The sequence below is a fragment of the Chromobacterium piscinae genome, assembly GCF_021129175.1.
GTDB classification, from domain to species: domain Bacteria; phylum Pseudomonadota; class Gammaproteobacteria; order Burkholderiales; family Chromobacteriaceae; genus Chromobacterium; species Chromobacterium piscinae.
The window spans coordinates 61,384-78,746 of record NZ_JAJOHV010000013.1; the positions used below are offsets into that span (position 1 = coordinate 61,384).

Genomic DNA, 17,363 nt, shown 5'->3' on the forward strand with positions numbered 1-17,363 from the left:
CTTATTCAGCGCTGTCGAACAGGGGGTGGACATTCAGTCCTTCCGCTACAAATCCCTGATATTTTTTCGACAACACTCGGTAAACTTTATCGGCTTCGTCTTTCGACTCGAATTCCATAAACACGCAAGCGCCGGAACCGGTCATCAGCGGCGAACCATATTTTCTTAACTCGCTCAGTACTTCATTCACCGCTGGAAATCTTTTCTCTACAACGTTTTGCAGATCATTTCTGCGCTGCTGCGTTGTTTCGAGGATTCGCATTATGCCGAGGCGACCTACCTCTGTCAACATGCTTTGCGAAAAATTCCGGAATATCTCGGCAGTCGGCACGTGGACCTGTGGGTGAATTACCAAATACCAGGCAGGCTTCAAAGAAAGGGGCTCCAACACCTCTCCGACCCCGGTGGCCAACGCATTGCGGCCGAAGATGAAAACCGGCACGTCGGCGCCCAGTCTCAGGCCCAGCGCCTGCAGCCTCTCGCGCGGCCAACCCAGCCCCCACAAGCGATTCAACGCGATCAGCGCGGTGGCGGCGTCGGAACTGCCGCCGCCCAGACCGCCGCCCATCGGCGTGCGTTTTTCCAGCTCGATGCTCGCTCCAAGCCGGCAACCGCTTTCCAACTGCAGCAGCCGGGCCGCGCGCACGGTCAGATCCTGCTCCGGCGGCACGCCGTCGGTCGGCGTCAAGAGTTCGATCGCGCCGTCGTCGCGGACGGCCAGGCGCAACGTATCGCCGAAATCGATGAACCGGAACACCGTCTCCAGCAAGTGGTAGCCATCGGGCCGTTTGCCGACCACGTGCAGCAGCAGGTTGAGCTTGGCCGGAGCCGGATAGGTGTGAAACGGATGCCGCATGTCTATCTTGTTCTGTATCTGAATGGTGGGTATTCGGAGCGCGCGAGGAAGCTGGCTTACTGCCAGCTCTGCACCACTACTTTGACGGTCAGGCCTTCGCGCTGCATTTCCACCCGCTTGGGATGGTCGGCCTCGACGTCGGCGTCGCGGACGAATCGGATATGCCAGCCCTGCTGCTCCAGATTGCCGTCGGCGTCGACGCGGCTTTCCAGACCGGGCGCCGGCAGGCCGCGTATCCACCACACCAGATTGGACAGCGGCAGCGGCCACCCCATCACCTGCCGGGTCAGGCTTTCCACATCGTCGGCCTGCCAGCTTTTGCCGTCGGCCAGCAGCGTCACGCCGCCGGGATCCCGCAGCACCTTGGCCACGGTGTTGCCCAGCGGCGAGTTGATCGCCACCTCGTCGCGCGGCGGCTGGTGCCGCCAGTCGAAATTGGCGACATGGCCCTTGCCGTCCAGATTGGCCGACAGGCGGCCGCTGACGCTGAACGGCGCGTCGGCCGCCGCCTCAAGCGACGGCTTGGGACGGAACAAAGCCTCGTTGGCGCAGCCGGCCAGCAGCAGCGCCAGCGACAACAGCAGCGCGCGCCGGATCACGGCTTGGCCCCCAGGCGGCGCATCGCCTCGGAGATCACCTCATGGCCGGGATGCTGCGCCAGCTCCTTGCGCCACACGGCCATCGCCTCGTCACGGCGGCCCTGCTTCCACAGCACTTCGCCCAGATGCGCCGCCACTTCCGGATCCGGCATCGCGGCGTAGGCCTTTTCCAGATTGCGCCGCGCGGCGTCCAGCCGGCCCAGCTTGTACTGCACCCAGCCCAGGCTATCCTGGATCACCGGATTGCCCGGCTCCGCTTTCAGCGCCTTTTCGATGTAGCCATAGGCTTCCTGGTAGCGCGTGGTCCGGTTGGCCAGCGTGTAGCCGAGCGCGTTCAAGGCCTGGGCGTCGCCAGGCTTGTCCTTCAAGATCTGTTTCAGGTCGCGCTCGGCATTGCCGGTGTTGCCCAGCATGTCGGACACCAGCGAGCGCTCGTACAGCAGTTCGGTCGAACGCGGCTGTCGCTGCAGCGCCTGGGTCAACACTTCGTAAGCGCGGCGCGGCTGCTTGGCTTCTCGCGCCAGCTGCGATTGCAGCAGAGCCACCGAAACCTTCTCCTGGTCGTTGCCGCCCAGGCCGTTCAGACGCGCCAGCGCCTCTTCCAGATGATCGTTTCCGGCCTCGAGTATCGCCAGCCGGGATTGCGCGGGCAGATATTGCTGGCCGGGGCCGACCTGGCGGTACCAGTTTTCGGCGCGCTCGACATCGCGGCTGTCCTCCGCGATCTGTCCCAGCGTGTAGCGGACGAAGTCCTGTTCCTGATACTGGCTGGCCAGCGCGTGCTGCAGGCGGTCGTCGGCGGTTTTCAGATCGCGCATCTGGTAGGCCAGCAGGCCGGTCGCGTACAACAGGTCGGCATTATCCGGATGCGTCTTCAGCAAGGCTTCGAAAGCGGCCCGGGCCTCGGGGAAACGCTTGGCCCCGACCAGCAGCCGCGGGTAGGCGGTCTGCAGCTCCAGCCCGGCGTCGGGACGGCGCGCCAGCTCGCGCTGCAGGAATTCCGCCACCGCATTGATGTCCTTGCGGCGCAGCCTGTCCACCTGCCAGGCCACCGGCAGGTCCCATTTCGGCGCGATGCGCGCCAGGCGGTCGAACTCGCGGTCCACCGCGGCCTGGTCGTTATTGTCCGCCGCGGCGGCGAGCACCGCGAAACGGGCCTCCGGCAGATCGGGGTAACGATCGGCCAGTTCCTCCACCAGGCGGTAAGACGGAGCCGAGCCGCCGTCCTGCCTGGCGCTCAGCCGCGCCAGCTGGACGAAGATCGCGGGCGCGCGCTGCGGCTCCAGCCGCAGCAGCTCTTCGATCAAAGGCTTGCTTTCGGCCAGCTTGCCGCCGCGCATCAGCGTGATGAACAGCTGCTCGCGCGCCGGCAGGGAATTGGGATCCAGCTCTATCCACAGTTGCAGCGCCTCGGTCGCCGGCTTCAACTGGCCGGACAACAGGCAGAATTCGGCGGCGCGCTGGGCCATCCGCGGATCGCGGGTCTCGCGCGCCAGATCGAGGTAGGTGAGCCCGGCGGAGCCGGCCGCGCCGCGGCGGGCGGCGATCTCGCCGGCCAGCACGCCGTAGAGGATTTCGGGCGACAGTTCGACCTTGGGCAGCGCGGCCTCGTCCGGCTCGGCCGCGGCCGCCGGTTTCGATTCCGGCTGAGCGGGCGCGGCCGCCGGAGGCTTGACGCCGGCGCAGGCCGACAGCAGCAGCGCCAGCAGCAACGGAAGGGATCGTTTCAGCGGTTTCATTCGCATGGATTAAGTTGCCTGCTCAAAGCCTGTTGAACGCGTAGAATAGCATGTCCGGTTTTCATCTTTGCACCATTTACCGAATCACCGCCCGACCATGCCAGAACTGCCCGAAGTCGAAACCACCCGCCGCGGCGTAGAGCCGCATCTAGAAGGCCGCATCCTGCGCGGCGCCGTTGTCCGCAATCCCAGTCTGCGCTGGCCGGTGCCGCCGGATCTGGCGGAGCGCGTCGCCGGCGAAAAAGTGCTGGCCGTGCGCCGCCGCGCCAAATACCTGCTGCTGGAGTGCGAGAGCGGCACCCTGCTGATCCACCTGGGCATGTCCGGCAGCCTGAGGGTGATGCCGGCCGGCTCGCCGCCGCAGAAGCACGATCACCTGGACCTGCTCTTGGGCGATCAGGTGCTGCGCTTCCGCGACCCGCGCCGCTTCGGCGCCGTGCTGTGGCATATCGGCCCGCTCGAGCTGCACCCGCTGCTGAAGGCGCTGGGGCCGGAGCCGCTGTCCGACGCCTTCGGCGGCGAAGCGCTGTTCCAAGCCATGCGCCGCCGCGGCAGCCCGATCAAGCTGGTGATCATGGACAACCACGTGGTGGTCGGCGTCGGCAACATCTACGCCAACGAGTCGCTATTCCACGCCGGCATCTCGCCGTCGCGCCCCGCCTGCGATCTGTCCCGCGCGGATTGCGACCGGCTGGCGGCCGAAATCAAGGCGGTGCTGCGGCGCGCGATCGACGCCGGCGGCAGCACCCTGCGCGATTTCGTCGACAGCGAAGGCAAGCCCGGCTACTTCCAGCAAAGCTATATGGTGTACAACCGCCAGGAAGAGCCGTGCCGCCGTTGCGGCACCCCCATACGCCACATCCGCCAGGGCCAGCGCAGCACTTACTATTGCCCGCTGTGCCAGCCGTGATAGAGTGGCGGCCTGTCATCCCTCAGACTTGAAACCGTAACGATCTTGAAGTCACACGCCACCACTTCATTCGCCACCCGCTGCGGCCGCGTGATGCGCCTGCTCGGCCATCTGGCCGTCGGCGTGTTCATCGTCGCCACCCGCTATTCCCGCCTGGCCCAGGCCGAGCGCGCGGTGGTCACCCGCCGCTGGGCGCAGCACGCGCTGAAGATACTCGGCGTCACCATCAAAGTGCAGGGCGTCAATCCGGGCTTTTATCCGCCCAACACCCTGCTGGTCGCCAACCACGTGTCCTGGCTGGACATCGTGGCGCTGAACAGCTGCACCGTGTCGCGCTTCGTCGCCAAGCGCGAAATCCGCAAATGGCCGCTGATCGGCTGGTTGGCCTACGTGGCCGGCACGCTGTTCATCGACCGCGGCAACCGCCGTGACGCCAGCCGCGTCAACCAGATACTGGCCGACGCGATGAAGAACGGCGGTTGCATGGCGGTGTTCCCGGAATCCACCACTTCGGACGGCAGCGGCCTGTTGCCGTTCAAAGCTTCGCTGTTCGAGGCCGCGCTGCTGGCCGGGGGCTCAGTGCAGCCGGTATCGCTGCGCTACCAGCGGCCGGACGGCAGCCTGCTGCGCGAGGCCGCCTACATCGACGACATTTCGCTGCTGCAGAGCATAGGCAAGGTGCTGAGCGTGCCGCAGATCGAGGTGGAGATCAGTTACGGCCAGCCGCTCAAGGCCGGCGACGCCGGACTGGACAACCGCTTCCTGCTGGCTGAGCAAGCCAGGCTTGAAGTGGCGCGCGGCCTGCGCCTGCAATTGGAAGAAACGCCGCAGCCGGCTCCGACCGCGGAAACCGGCGCCTGAGCGCTCAGCGCGCCAGCCGCTGGCTCAGGCCTTCGTAGAGGTCGTCGCCCAGGCGGACATAGCCCGGTCCCGTGAAGTGAACCATGTCCGGGCGACCGAGCTGCTGCTGCCGCCACGCGCGCATGCTGCACGGCCCGCCCATCGCCTGCTGCCAATCCCAATACAACAAATGGTTGTCGCGCGCCAACTGGCGCTGTATCTGCTGCACCGCGCTCAGCATCAGCGGCCGTTGCGGGCCCGCCGCGCACTCGCGGCTGACCGCCCCGCCCTTGCTTCGCGCCGAATCCGGCGCGCCCAGCAGCAGGATGGCCGCCTGCGGCAATTGGCTGCGCACTAGGCTGACCGCGCCCTGCAATGTGGCGCGGTATTCGTCCAGATCCAGTTTGGGGTCGAAAGCCTCATTGGTGCCGTAAGCCAGAATCACCAGATCAGCCTCCCGCGCCGCCAGTTGCCTGCCCCAGGCCCCACCCCAGCTGCGCCACAAAGCCAGCTCCGCGCCATTGCTGCCCACGGTATCCAGCGCCACGCCGGGCGCCAGCTTTTCCAGCTCATAACCGCCTACTTCCGGCGCAGGCAGGCTGTCCGCGCGCAAGGTGAACGGCAGCTTCAGCTTCATTTCCACCCGCTGCCAACCCGCGCCGGCGCTAGCCTGCGCTCGTCGCGGACCGCTGCCGTCGTCCACGATCAAGCCCTGCCCGTCCGCGCTCTGCCGCAGCCAGATCCGCACTCGCCACAAGCCCTTGTCCTCGACGCGCGGGCGCACCGCGATGCTGGCCCCGGGCCGTTGGGCGACGCCGACGAAACCGCCCAGCGGGAAGTCCGGATCGATGTCGCGGCGGCTGTTGCGCAGCGCCCAGCCTTCGCTGCGCATATAGGCCAGCGCGTTGCGCTGCCCCGGCACATTGACCGGTGGCAGCCAGCCTATGCCGGCGTCGCCGTAGCGCGCCTGCAGCCGGGCCCGCAATTCGCCGCTGAAGTAGTCGGCGGCGGTGTGCGAATCCCCGAACTGGATCACCCGCACCGGCGGCTGGGCGTCGCCCTGCAGGCTGAAGCGCGCGGCCAGGCGGGCCAGATTGGGTTCGCCGAAATCCTGCACCGGCGCAGCCTGCGCCTGGGCCGCCAGCGCAGCCGCCATCATCCAGCGCGACGCGCGCGCGATTGCCTTGAATGTCATTCGAACCTCAATTCCGCCAGCACGCGGCGCGCCAGCAGCAGCTGGCCCTGACGGGTGAAATGCACGCCGTCGGCGGTACGCACCGCCACCTCGCCCTGGTCGGGCAATGTCATGAATTTATTGAAGCTGTCGTCCTGGCTGCCCAGCGCCTCGCGGGTGGAGATGAAGCGTCCGCCACCGGCCGCCACCTCTTCCCGATACAGGCGGTTCAGGTAATGGACGCCGTCGTTCATCTTGTCGCGGCTCATATTGGGCAGGCCCAGCCACAGCACCTTGACCTTGCGCTTGCTGGCGCTGGCGAGAATGCTCCGGATCCGCTCGCGGTAGCGTTGCTCCCAGTCGGGAGACGCGAAGCGGATGTAATGATTGCCGTTGACCATGTCCCAGGTATCGTTGGCGCCGATGAACATCACCAGCAACTGCGCTTTGGGATTGGCCGCCAGCTGGCGCTCCACCGTCGCCGGCCAGTTGAAGAAGTCCGGGTAGGTGAGGCCGGTGCTTTGCTTGCTGATATCGATCGCCTTGACCTGATGCTGGCGGAACAGCGGCGGCAACAGATGCAGCGCCACGCCCTGCATCATCGAATCGCCGGCCAGCAACACCGGCAGCCCCTCCTCCAGCAGCAGGCGGGAATCCACCGCTTTGACAGCCGCCGCCGCGGCAGCCGAGGCCTGCGGCTTGGGCGCCGCGACTTTGGCTGCCGGCGCCGGCCTCGGCTTCAGGCAGCAGGCGTTCAAGCTGTCTATCATGCGGCGGTCCCAACCGCCCACCTGCTGCTGCAGCGCTTCGCTGCGCCGGCGCAGCCCTCCGCCCAGCGAACCGCCTTCGCGCCATGGCGACAGCGCGTCCAGCCGCTCCAGCAGGCTGGGCGCGTGGAAGGTTTGCCGCCAGTAGGCGTTGACGGCGGCCTGCTCCAGCCAGAACAGCAACAGCATGCAACTGAGCAGGATGACGAGGATGCGGCGGTGCGGATAGGCGGCGAGCATGGCTAGGGTCGAATCGTCAGAATTGGTAGTAAATGAAAGCGGGGATGCCGGACGGCGCCAGCGAGATCACCAACAGCGCGATGGCGCTCAACAGCAGCGGCTTGCCCCACCATGGCAGCGCGGCCAGCCGGCCGAAACAGCGCTCGGGCAGGGAGGACAGCATGGGCAGCGCGGCCAGCCACAACGCCAGCAACAGCAGCAGGCCGGGCGCGTTCAGCGTCAGTTCCTGGCCGGAGTGCGCAAACATCGCGCGCAGGAAATCCATCGCCTCATCCAGCGACTGGGCGCGAAAGAATACCCAGGCCAGACACACGTAATGGAAAGTGATCAGCCGCGCCAGCCACGGCGACGCGCCGCTGACGGCGTCGCGCCGCCACAGCTTGTCGCCGACGTTCAACGCCACCACGCCCAGGCCGTGCATCGCGCCCCACACCAGGTATTTCAGGCTGGCGCCGTGCCACAGGCCGGACAGCAGCATCGCCGCCAACAGGTTGATCTGCGCGCGGGCGAAGCCATCGCGGTTGCCGCCCAGCGGGATGTAGACGTAGTCGCGGATCCAGCTGGACAGCGAGATGTGCCAACGCCGCCAGAAATCGCGCAGGTTCAGCGCCAAGTAGGGCGCGTCGAAGTTGCGCGGCAGCTGGATGCCCAGCAGCAGCGCCAACGCGGTGACCAGGTCGGTATAACCGGAGAAGTCCAGGTAGATCTGCAGCGCGTAGGCGTAGAACGCCGCCCACACCTCCAGGGTATGGAACGTGTCGGGCGCTGCGAACACCGGGTCCACCCAAGCGCTGGCCAGCCAGCCGGCCAGCCACAACTTCTTCAGCAAGGCCAGCGCGATCAGGCCCAAGGCGCGGTCCAGCTGCGCCACCTGCCGTCGGGAGGGACTGCGCAGTTGCTCCAGCAGATCGCCGGCGCGGCAGATCGGCCCCGCCAGCAGGGTGGGGAAGAACGCCAGGAACAGCGCGAACTGCGGCAGCGCCGCCGGTTTGATTTCCTTGCGGTACACCGACACGAAGTAGCTGACCGACTGGAAGGTATAAAAGGAGATGCCCACCGGCATCAGGATATCCAGCGCCGGCAACAGTGCAGTCACGCCCAGCGCGTTCAAGCCGGCCTGCGCGCTTTCGCGGAAGAAATCGAAGTACTTGAACAGGGCCAAATTGCCCACGGCCAGCAGCAAGGAAGCCTGCAGCCAGCGCCGCGGACTGGCGGATGCGCTCATCCGCCGGCTCAGGCTATGCTGGACCAGCGTGTAGACGGCAAGAATGGAGGCGAAACGCCAGTCGAGCTTGGCGTAGAACAGATAACTGGCCAGCAGGAGCAGAAGGTTCTGCATGCTGGGCATGCGGCGGCAACCCCAGTAGACGGTAAAAAAACCGACAAAAGCTAGGGCGAACTCAATGGACAGATAGCTCATGCTAAGGTAACAAGCTGGCGGAGGCGGCAATTATGACAACAAGCCTTGCCGCTTGCCAGCTTTGATAAAAATTTATTTATCTGCCCGCCGCCAGCGCGATTTCTCGATAGGCCCTGCATGGCAGGGAAAACAATTGCCTGTCATTCAACCGCAGCGCCGACAGGCTGCCGCCCCACAGACAGCCGGAGTCTATCGCCAGGATGTCTTCATCCAGATGCACCCCCAGCGCCGACCAATGGCCGCAAACGATGGGCGTGCCGCCATGGCGGCGGCCCGGCGCCTCGAACCATGGCACCAGATTGGCCGGCGCCCCATCCAGCTCGCCCTTGTAGCTGAGATCCAGCTCGCCGTCCCGCGTCAGGAAGCGCATCCGCGTCATCACGTTGACGATCAAGCGCAATCGATCCACGCCCTTCAGATCATCGGTCCAGCGCGTGGGTTTGTTGCCGTACAGGCGGCCGAGAAATTCCCGGTAGCGGATGCCCGACAGGCCGAACTCCACTTCCTCCGCCAGCCGGAGCGCCTTGGAAATCGTCCACTCCGGCAGCAGGCCGGCGTGCACCATCGCGTAGCCCTGCCCCTCCAGCATCATCGGCTGGCAGCGCAGCCAGTCCAGCAGCACCTTGCCGTCAGCGGCGTTGAGGATGTCCTCTATGGTGTCGTCCCGGTGGAGTTTGCCGAAGCCTTCCGATACCGCCAGCAGATGCAGGTCATGGTTGCCCAGCACCATCTCCACCTGGTCCTGGTGCTGGAACACCCAGCGCAGCACATCCAGCGACTGCGGTCCGCGGTTGACCAGATCTCCAGTCAGCCACAACGTATCCTTGCCGGGATTGAAGTCGATCAGCCGGAGCAATTGCTGGAACGGCTCGAAACAGCCCTGGATGTCGCCGATTGCGTAGATGGCCATATGGTTTCCTTGTGAGGCGGATCGGGCCTGGGATTCCATCCGCGATAAGCCATGATACCCCATGCTACAATGCATGGCCTTGATTACCGATTTGCTGCGCCCGTCCGGGCCCAACCGCCATGTCCGCTCCCCTGCTCAATCCGCCGCAACGCGCGGCCATCCATTATCTCGACGGCCCCTTGCTGGTGCTGGCGGGCGCCGGCTCGGGCAAGACCCGCGTGATCACCTACAAGATCGCCCATCTTGTGCGCGAGGGTGGCATTCCTGCCCGGCACATCGCCGCCATCACCTTCACCAACAAGGCGGCGCGCGAAATGCTGGAGCGGGTGAGCAAATTGATGACGTCGGCCGAAATCCGCGGCATCACGGTGTCCACCTTCCACTCGCTGGGTATGCACATCCTGCGCCAGGAAGCGCCCCATCTGGGTTACAAGGCCCAGTTCTCCATCCTGGACGCCTACGATGCCGGCAAGATCATCGCCGACATCCTGAACACCACAGCCAAGGACGAAATCCGCAAGGTGCAGAGCCAGATCTCGCTGTGGAAGAACGATCTGAAAACGCCGGACGACATGCTGCTGGCGGCTCAGGACCAGTGGGAGAGCATCTGCGCCAAGACGTATCTAGCCTATCAGGACACGCTGACCGCCTATCAGGCGATGGACTTCGACGACCTGATCCGGCTGCCGGTGCAGCTGTTCCGCACCCACCCGGAAGTGCTGCTCAAATGGCAGGGCAAGCTTCGCTACCTGCTGCTGGACGAATATCAGGACACCAATACCTGCCAATACCAGATGGTGAAGCTGCTGGCCGGCGTGCGCGGCCTATTTACGGCGGTGGGCGACGACGACCAGTCCATCTACGCCTGGCGCGGCGCCAATATGGAAAACCTGCGCCTGCTGCAGCAGGATTTCCCTCAGCTTAAAGTGATCAAGCTGGAGCAGAACTACCGCTCCACCGCCCGCATCCTGCGCGCCGCCAACAGCGTGATCTCCAACAATCCCAAACTGTTCGAAAAGCAGCTGTGGAGCGAGCTGGGCCTGGGCGAGCCGATACACGTGGTCCAGTGCAAGGACGAAGAGCACGAGGCGGAGACGGTGGTGCAAAAGCTGCTGGCCCACAAGTTCGAGTGCCGCACCGAGTTCAAGGACTACGCCATCCTCTACCGCGGCAACTACCAGGCGCGGATCTTCGAGCAGGCGCTGCGCAACCAGCGCATCCCCTACCAGATGGCCGGCGGCCAGAGCTTCTTCGACAAGCCGGAGATCAAGGACCTGCTGGCCTATATGCGGCTGGTCACCAACCCGGACGACGATCCCGCCTTCATCCGCGCGCTGACCACGCCCAAGCGCGGCGTCGGCGCCGGCACGCTGGAAAAGCTGGGCGCCTGGGCCGGCCAGTACGGCAAGAGCCTGTTCGCCGCCGCCCACGACGCCGGCCTGCGGGTGCAGGTGCAACAGGCGCAACTGGCGCCGCTGGAGCAATTCTGCGAATTCATCACCCAACTGCAGTACCGGGCCACCCGCGAGGAAGCCGGCAAGCTGTCGATGGAGCTGCTACAGGCGATAGGCTATGAAGCCTGGCTGTACGACAGCGAGGATAGCCCCAAGATCGCCGAAACCAAGTGGAAGAACATGCTGGAAATGGTGGCCTGGCTGGCGAAAAAGGGAGAGGCCGACGGCAAGAATCTGATCGAACTGACGCAGACCATCGCGCTGATCACCATGCTGGAAGGCCGCGACGAGGGCGAGGTGGACGCGGTGAAGATGTCGACGCTGCACGCGTCCAAGGGCCTTGAATATCCGCATGTGTTCCTGGTGGGCTGCGAGGAAGGCATCCTGCCGCACAGCGAATCGGTGGAAAACGGCATGGTGGAAGAAGAAAGGCGGCTGATGTACGTCGGCATCACCCGTGCCCAGCGCAGCCTGACGCTCAGCTACTGCGTCAAGCGCCGCCGCGCGGGAGAATGGCAGTTCATCGAACCATCGCGCTTTATCAGCGAAATCGACGGCGAAGACCTGCGCCATTTCGGCAAGCCCGGCGCCGAGCCCCTGGTCAGCAAGAGCGAGGGCAAGTCCCGGCTGGCCAATCTGACCGCGATGCTGGCCGGCAAGGACAAATCGGGCGAAACGCCGACGGATTGAACGGACAAGAAAAATGGCGCCGCGAGGCGCCATAAAGAAGAATGAGGAACATCTCTGGGTGAAGCGAGGCTGGGGAACCTCACCTGACTGAAGGGCTGGAAAGCCAATCGGTCAATCAGATGAACGAATGATGCCTGATATCAGCCAGGATGCCACCTGTCCTTTTTATCAAGTCACAGCCATTGACATTTATAAAAATTCAAAAAGCATAAAAAAAGCACTCAATGTCAATTGGGTGCTTTTTAATATCAAGTACCGCTTATTTTGAATTATTGACCATGTACTCAATGGCAGAGCGGAATTCCGCATCGCTGCCAGTATAGCCGCCTTTGGGCGGCATCGCGTTTAGGCCCTTGGTGGCGATTTTCACCACCTCGTCCATGCCCGGCTTCAGACGCGCGGCCCAGGCCGCCTTATCGCCGAACTTCGGCGCGCCCGCAAGGCCCGCCGCATGGCAAGCCACGCAGACGCTGTCGTAAATCTTCTTGCCCACCACCGCCGGATCCGCCGCCGCGGCCGCGCCGCCCGCTCCACCAATCGGCGGTTCGGTGAATTTGGCGCCGCCAGCGTTGCCCATATAGGCAACCGCGCGCTTCACTTCGTCATCGCTCAGGTCTGTCGCCCCGCCCTTAGCCGGCATCGCGTTGAAGCCATGCAAGGCATGGTTGACCAACATATCCCACCCCTTGGCGATGCGCGGCCCCCAGGCGCCGGCGTCGCCAAACTTGGGAGAGCCGGCCAGACCGGTCGCGTGACAGGACATGCAGATGCCCTTGTAAACCTGCTCGCCGGTGCGCATGCCCGGCGGCGCGTCGCTGGCCTTGGATTCGCCGACCGGCTTCAGGCGAGCGGCCACGGCTTCCTTGGTCATCACCTCGGCATCCACGTTGAAACCACTGGTGGCGAGCTTGGCCAATAGCCAAATCGCCACGACAAGGAAGACAACGACGCTGACCAGAACCTTTACGATCTGGCCGGGGGCCATTCCGTTCTCATTACTCATCCCAAGCCTCGCCTGAAAAAATGACAATTAAAACTGGTTAATTATACGGTATGCAAGTTCACAAGGCAAAAAACCATACTCTGGACTCGGATTAGATGTTTGCTGTATGATGCATCCACTTGATCTCAAGTATCAGCGCACCCGTAGCTCAGTTGGATAGAGTGTCAGTTTCCGAAGCTGAAGGTCACAGGTTCGATCCCTGTCGGGTGCGCCAATCAAAACAAGCGCTTGCGCCGCCGTCTGCTTTTCCCGATTCCTCTGCATTAATTTTTTTTCGCGTGCTTCTCATAAAATCCGCCATTAATTGCCCGATTTTGCCGCTTTGATCTTGCGCTCCGGCTCCTGTCGTTCTTTTCTGACGCCACCGCCCGCAAAGCGATGGGTAAAACAACGCACGCTACCCCACCGACAGAAATTTGCAGTTCTTCTCCCTAATGAAAAACCCTCCGGCATGCCGGAGGGTTTGCGTGTTTGCATCATCAGGCCCCACTCAGCCCATCAAGGACAGGCTCGACTCCTCGTCGCCATCCTCCTCGCCGAGGAAGCCACCGCTTTGGTGCGCCCACAGCCGGGCATAGAGACCGCCCTGCGCCAGCAGCTGTTGATGCGTGCCCTCCTCGACCACCTGTCCCTGGTCCAGCACAATCAACCGGTCCATCGCCGCGATGGTGGACAAGCGGTGGGCGATGGCGACCACGGTCTTGCCTTCCATCAGCCGATACAGGCTGCGCTGGATCGCCGCTTCCACTTCCGAATCCAGCGCGCTGGTCGCCTCGTCCAGCAGCAGGATGGGCGCGTCCTTCAGCATCACGCGCGCGATGGCGATCCGCTGGCGCTGTCCGCCGGACAGCTTGACGCCGCGTTCGCCGACATGCGCCTCATAGCCGACGCGCCCCTTGGGATCGGTCAGCGAGCGGATGAAATCGTCAGCCTCGGCCTTGCGCGCCGCCTCCGCCATCTGCTCGTCGCTGGCGTCAGGCCTGCCGTACAGCAGGTTGTCGCGCACCGAGCGGTGCAGCAAGGACGTGTCCTGAGTCACCATGCCCACCTGCGAGCGCAAGCTGTCCTGGGTCACGCCGGCGATGTCCTGGCCATCGATAAGAATGCGGCCGCCATCCAGATCGTAGAAGCGCAGCAGCAAGTTGACGATAGTGGACTTGCCGGCGCCTGAGCGGCCGACCAAGCCTATTTTCTCACCCGGACGTATCGTCAGGTCCAGGCCGGAAATCACCTGCTTGGCGCCGCCATAGGAGAAATCGACATTATCGAAGCGGATCTCGCCGCGCGGCACTTCCAGCTTGGCCGCGTCCGGCTTGTCCACCACCGCCACCGTGCGCGACAGCGTGGTGATGCCGTCCTGCACCGTGCCGATGTTCTCAAACAGGCTGGACATCTCCCACATGATCCAGTGCGAAATGCCGTTCAGCCTCAACGCCATCGCAGTGGATGCCGCCACCGCGCCGATGCTGACCTGGCCCTGGCTCCACAGCCACAGCGCGGAACCGGTGGTGATTCCGATCAACAGCATGCTGGTCAGCTGGTTAACGACCTCGAAGCCGCTGACCAACCGCATCTGGCGATAGGCGGTGGACAGGAACTCCTGCATCGCCCCTTTGGCGAAGCGCGCCTCGCGCTGGCCGTGCGAGAACAGCTTGACCGTAGCGATATTGGTGTAGGCGTCGGTGATGCGGCCGGTCATCAGGCTGCGCGCGTCGGCCTGCAGGGTGGCCGCCTTCCCCAGCTTGGGCACGAAGAACCACAGCGTCGCGACGTAAAGCGCCAGCCAGGCCAGGAAAGGCAGCAACAGCATGACATCGAAATGGCCGAGCACCGCGATCATGGTGACGAAGTAAATGACGACGAACACCAGGATATCGGTGATGATCAGCACCGTATCGCGCACCGCCAGCGCGGTCTGCATCACCTTGGCAGACACTCGGCCGGCGAACTCATCCTGATAGAAGCTCAGGCTCTGGCCCAGCAAATGGCGGTGGAAATTCCAGCGCAGCCGCATCGGAAAGTTGGAAAACAGGCCTTGGTACTTGCTCATCGCCTGCAGCGACACCAACAACACGCTGGCCAACAGAATGCCGGCCAGCAGCAACAGGTGTCCGCTCTCGCGCTGCCACAGCTGGTTGGCCGGCACCTTGGCCAGCCAGTCCACCACCGAGCCCAGCATCGAAAACAGTAAGGCCTCGAAGGCGCCGATCAACGCGGTGAGCAAGGTCATGCACAGGATCAGGCCGCGCATGCCGCCGGTACAGAACCAGATAAAGGAGAAGAAGCCGCGCGGAGGCTGGGCGGCAGGCGTGTCCGGATAGGGGGATATCCGGCGTTCAAACCAGGAAAACATAAAGATCGCTCCATTCCCGACAACCAGGGCGGCCGCCGGACAGGGGGTTTAGTGGAGCGATGACGGTAGCCTATCTTCAGCCAGTCTGCAACGGGAAAGTTTGCCCGCAGTCATTTTCGCGCATGAAAATAGCCGAGACTGGCGGCATCCGGCAGTTTGCCTCAGCTCTGCACCTCCAGCCGGATATATACCTCTTCCAGTTTTTCCGACGTGCGCGTCTTCAGGTCCACCTTGTGGACCTCGGCCCTCAGCCTGCCCTTGTAGACATGCAACATCAGTTCGGCGGCCTTGCGCGCCTGTTCCTGGGTGGGATGCAGGGGCCCGCTGTCGTCGATGCCGAAATCCGGTGAAATCAGTTTCAACCGATACATTATTATTTTCTCGAAAAATGGCGCCGCTGGATATTTTTATACGAAATGCATTTCCAGCATTCGATTCTACATGAGTTTACCTGATAGGAAATCAACGCTGCGCGATGTAAGGAGGAATCTGATTTTGTTTACAATTCAATGCAAATATTCTAACAAATGCGGATAATGCCGGGAAAAAGCTTGGACAACTGAATGAGAAAATTGAATATGGGAGAAGCGGCGTAAAAAAACCCGGCCTGGCCGGGTTATCGATGAACGCGAGCGCCCTGTGAACAGCGGCTCTCAGGCCGGCACGCCCATTTCCTGTCCCTGCGCGTAGCGGATACGAGAAAGCGCGTCGGCCATCTTCTGGTTGTGGCGCTCCCAATAGCCATGCCGGCACAGGCAGTCCATGCTGACCAGCGCCGCGTCTATCATGAAGCGCTCGTCCACCAGCAGCTGCTCCACCTCGGAAAACGGCAGCAGCAGGTGTTCGGCCACCTCGCCATCCTGGCAAGCCGGCGACTCTCCCGGCGCCAGCCACAGATCGTAGGCGTACAGCCATTCGCGGTGCAGGCCCCGCGCCACTGGCCGCTGCGCCAGCAGCAGCGACGCCGGCGTCAGCCCGTCCACCCTCGCGCGCGCGACGCCTGCCTCTTCCCACGACTCGCGCTCCAGGGCCAGCGCCAGCGTTTCGCCGGCGGCGACGCCGCCGCCGACCAGGTTGTCCATCCGGTTCGGGTCCACCGCCTTATGCGGGCTGCGCCGTCCCACCCACATCCGGACCTCGCCGTCGTCGAGCCGGCACAGGCCGTTGACGTGAACCGCGCGGCTGGTCAGGCCCAGCGGGCGGAAGGCCGCGCGCTCCAATTCGAAGTAGGGTCTGCCATCCTGGCGGAAGGCGGTGAAGTTCTCGTTTCGCCAGCCGTTGAGCCAGCCAGCCTGTTGCCAGCGCCGCGCGGCGTGGGCCAGCGCGTGGCTGATGCTGCGGTAGCTGCCCTTCACCTTGCAACGCAGGCCCTGGAAGGTTTCCTCGAACAATTGCGGCTCATGCTGCAGCAGGCGCTCTTTCCACTGGGCGTTGACGCACCCCATTCTTTCGGTGCCGATGAACAGCGGCGCGAACTGCTGAGCATCGAAGCGGCTGACCTTGTCCAGATAGCCGAGTACGGCGTCCACCTGCATGACCACACTCCCCCTGCGTTGTTCCGGGAAGGCTGCATATTAGGATGTCTGCCGACGCTTGACTATCCTTCGTCGCACAAAGCCGGAGACTGTTGCATTCCCGCGATTTCAACGCAGCCGATCGCCGAGCCCGGAATCCCGCCGCGGCGCCAATTCCGCCCCGCGCAGCCAGACTTCGGCGTCCCCCACCGCGGCGAAACGGGAGCGGGCGCGGGTGATGGCGGTATACAACAGCGCGCGGTTCAACAGCGCGCCGGCCTGCTGCGGCAACTGCAGCCACACCTCGTCGTACTCCGAGCCCTGGCTCTTGTGAACCGTCATCGCGAACACCGTGTCGTGCGCCGGCAGCCGCCCGGGCGCGAACTCGCGCCAGCCGCCGTCAGCCGATGGAAACAGCACCCTCAGGCCGGACGGCCGCTGCAAGGCGAAGCCAATGTCGCCGTTGAACAGGCCCAGCCCGTAATCGTTCTCGCCTATCATCACCGGCCGGCCCGGATACCAGTCGCGGCCCTCCTGCTTGACGCCGGCCGCTTCCAGTTCGCGCTCGATGCGGCGGTTGCAGTCGGCCACTTGGCGCCGCTCGGCTGCCAGCAGCATGAAGGCGGAAAACTCGCGCTGCGCCTCGTCCGCTCCGGCGCCGGCGGCCACCGCCTCCAGGTAGCCGCGCCGGCGCGCGAGCAGCGCCGCGTCGTCGGCCGCATCCTGCCGCCAGACATCCGGCCGTCCGGCATCATCCAGCACTTGCAGCGAGGCCCGCCCTTCGCCGGCGTTGACTCGCCTCGCCAGTTCGCCGATGCCGGAATCCGCGCCGAAGCGGTGGCTGCGCGTCAGCAGCGCCACGCAGTCGGTCAGCGCGCCGCCGGGCGCGGCGTC

General features: G+C 64.1%; 15 protein-coding genes and 1 tRNA gene. 4 read left to right on the forward strand and 12 right to left on the reverse strand.

Annotated elements, in window-relative coordinates; translation table 11 throughout:
* Nucleotide 1: 1 nt before the first annotated feature.
* The 3 genes from ispE to LQR33_RS03605 are packed head-to-tail and all read right to left on the reverse strand — an operon-like array spanning nucleotide 2 to nucleotide 3,200.
* Nucleotides 2-856: a 4-(cytidine 5'-diphospho)-2-C-methyl-D-erythritol kinase gene (ispE, locus tag LQR33_RS03595; RefSeq protein WP_221666948.1), complete on the reverse strand. Its 855-nt coding sequence runs from the start codon at nucleotides 854-856 to the stop codon at nucleotides 2-4.
* 56 nt (nucleotides 857-912) lie between these two features.
* Nucleotides 913-1,455 carry a lipoprotein insertase outer membrane protein LolB gene (gene lolB, locus LQR33_RS03600; protein ID WP_144408841.1) on the reverse strand — a complete coding sequence of 181 codons (543 nt, stop codon included), beginning with the start codon at nucleotides 1,453-1,455 and terminating at the stop codon, nucleotides 913-915.
* On the reverse strand, nucleotides 1,452-3,200 hold the full coding sequence (locus LQR33_RS03605; protein WP_231467645.1) for a tetratricopeptide repeat protein: 1,749 nt from the start codon (nucleotides 3,198-3,200) through the stop codon (nucleotides 1,452-1,454). The genes lolB and LQR33_RS03605 overlap by 4 nt, the downstream gene beginning before the upstream one ends.
* A 91-nt stretch (nucleotides 3,201-3,291) precedes the next feature.
* Between LQR33_RS03605 and mutM the strand changes: the two genes are divergently transcribed.
* Together mutM and LQR33_RS03615 are read left to right on the forward strand one after the other, a co-directional pair.
* Nucleotides 3,292-4,104 carry a bifunctional DNA-formamidopyrimidine glycosylase/DNA-(apurinic or apyrimidinic site) lyase gene (gene mutM / locus LQR33_RS03610; RefSeq protein ID WP_104946128.1) on the forward strand — a complete coding sequence of 271 codons (813 nt, stop codon included), beginning with the start codon at nucleotides 3,292-3,294 and terminating at the stop codon, nucleotides 4,102-4,104.
* Nucleotides 4,105-4,149: 45 nt separating this feature from the next.
* A complete protein-coding gene (locus LQR33_RS03615) occupies nucleotides 4,150-4,965 on the forward strand; it encodes a lysophospholipid acyltransferase family protein (protein ID WP_231467647.1) in 816 nt (271 codons plus the stop codon).
* Nucleotides 4,966-4,969: 4 nt separating this feature from the next.
* Here LQR33_RS03615 and LQR33_RS03620 read toward each other — a convergent pair whose 3' ends face one another.
* The 4 genes from LQR33_RS03620 to LQR33_RS03635 all read right to left on the reverse strand — a co-directional run bounded on the left by LQR33_RS03620 (nucleotide 4,970) and on the right by LQR33_RS03635 (nucleotide 9,455).
* The gene (locus LQR33_RS03620) at nucleotides 4,970-6,139 is read right to left on the reverse strand and encodes an SGNH/GDSL hydrolase family protein (RefSeq protein WP_166440035.1); all 1,170 of its coding nucleotides are present in this window, start codon (nucleotides 6,137-6,139) and stop codon (nucleotides 4,970-4,972) included.
* Nucleotides 6,136-7,125 carry an SGNH/GDSL hydrolase family protein gene (locus LQR33_RS03625; protein WP_231179312.1) on the reverse strand — a complete coding sequence of 330 codons (990 nt, stop codon included), beginning with the start codon at nucleotides 7,123-7,125 and terminating at the stop codon, nucleotides 6,136-6,138. The genes LQR33_RS03620 and LQR33_RS03625 overlap by 4 nt, the downstream gene beginning before the upstream one ends.
* A gap of 16 nt (nucleotides 7,126-7,141) precedes the next feature.
* A complete protein-coding gene (locus tag LQR33_RS03630) occupies nucleotides 7,142-8,464 on the reverse strand; it encodes an MBOAT family O-acyltransferase (RefSeq protein WP_231467649.1) in 1,323 nt (440 codons plus the stop codon).
* A 157-nt stretch (nucleotides 8,465-8,621) separates the two neighbouring features.
* On the reverse strand, nucleotides 8,622-9,455 hold the full coding sequence (locus tag LQR33_RS03635) for a symmetrical bis(5'-nucleosyl)-tetraphosphatase (protein WP_231467652.1): 834 nt from the start codon (nucleotides 9,453-9,455) through the stop codon (nucleotides 8,622-8,624).
* Between the two features lie 119 nt (nucleotides 9,456-9,574).
* Between LQR33_RS03635 and LQR33_RS03640 the strand changes: the two genes are divergently transcribed.
* Nucleotides 9,575-11,599, forward strand: coding sequence for a UvrD-helicase domain-containing protein (locus LQR33_RS03640; RefSeq protein WP_166440038.1), 2,025 nt, complete (start codon nucleotides 9,575-9,577; stop codon nucleotides 11,597-11,599).
* A gap of 259 nt (nucleotides 11,600-11,858) precedes the next feature.
* On the opposite strand, the gene LQR33_RS03645 is transcribed toward LQR33_RS03640, so the two are convergent.
* Nucleotides 11,859-12,584 (reverse strand): c-type cytochrome, encoded by a 726-nt coding sequence (locus LQR33_RS03645; RefSeq protein WP_231467654.1) that lies wholly within the window; start codon nucleotides 12,582-12,584, stop codon nucleotides 11,859-11,861.
* 155 nt (nucleotides 12,585-12,739) lie between these two features.
* On the opposite strand from LQR33_RS03645, the gene LQR33_RS03650 reads away from it, so the two are divergent.
* A tRNA-Arg gene (locus LQR33_RS03650) sits at nucleotides 12,740-12,816 on the forward strand.
* Between the two features lie 276 nt (nucleotides 12,817-13,092).
* On the opposite strand, the gene LQR33_RS03655 is transcribed toward LQR33_RS03650, so the two are convergent.
* The 4 genes from LQR33_RS03655 to LQR33_RS03670 all read right to left on the reverse strand — a co-directional run.
* Nucleotides 13,093-14,955, reverse strand: coding sequence for an ABC transporter ATP-binding protein (locus tag LQR33_RS03655; protein WP_166440039.1), 1,863 nt, complete (start codon nucleotides 14,953-14,955; stop codon nucleotides 13,093-13,095).
* Nucleotides 14,956-15,116: 161 nt separating this feature from the next.
* On the reverse strand, nucleotides 15,117-15,326 hold the full coding sequence (locus LQR33_RS03660) for a hypothetical protein (RefSeq protein ID WP_166440040.1): 210 nt from the start codon (nucleotides 15,324-15,326) through the stop codon (nucleotides 15,117-15,119).
* 282 nt (nucleotides 15,327-15,608) lie between these two features.
* Entirely contained in the window at nucleotides 15,609-16,490 is an 882-nt protein-coding gene (locus LQR33_RS03665; RefSeq protein WP_221663651.1) for an NUDIX hydrolase, read from the reverse strand.
* A gap of 108 nt (nucleotides 16,491-16,598) precedes the next feature.
* A partial coding sequence (locus LQR33_RS03670) for an ATP-binding domain-containing protein (RefSeq protein ID WP_231467656.1) occupies nucleotides 16,599-17,363 on the reverse strand: 765 nt, incomplete at its 5' end.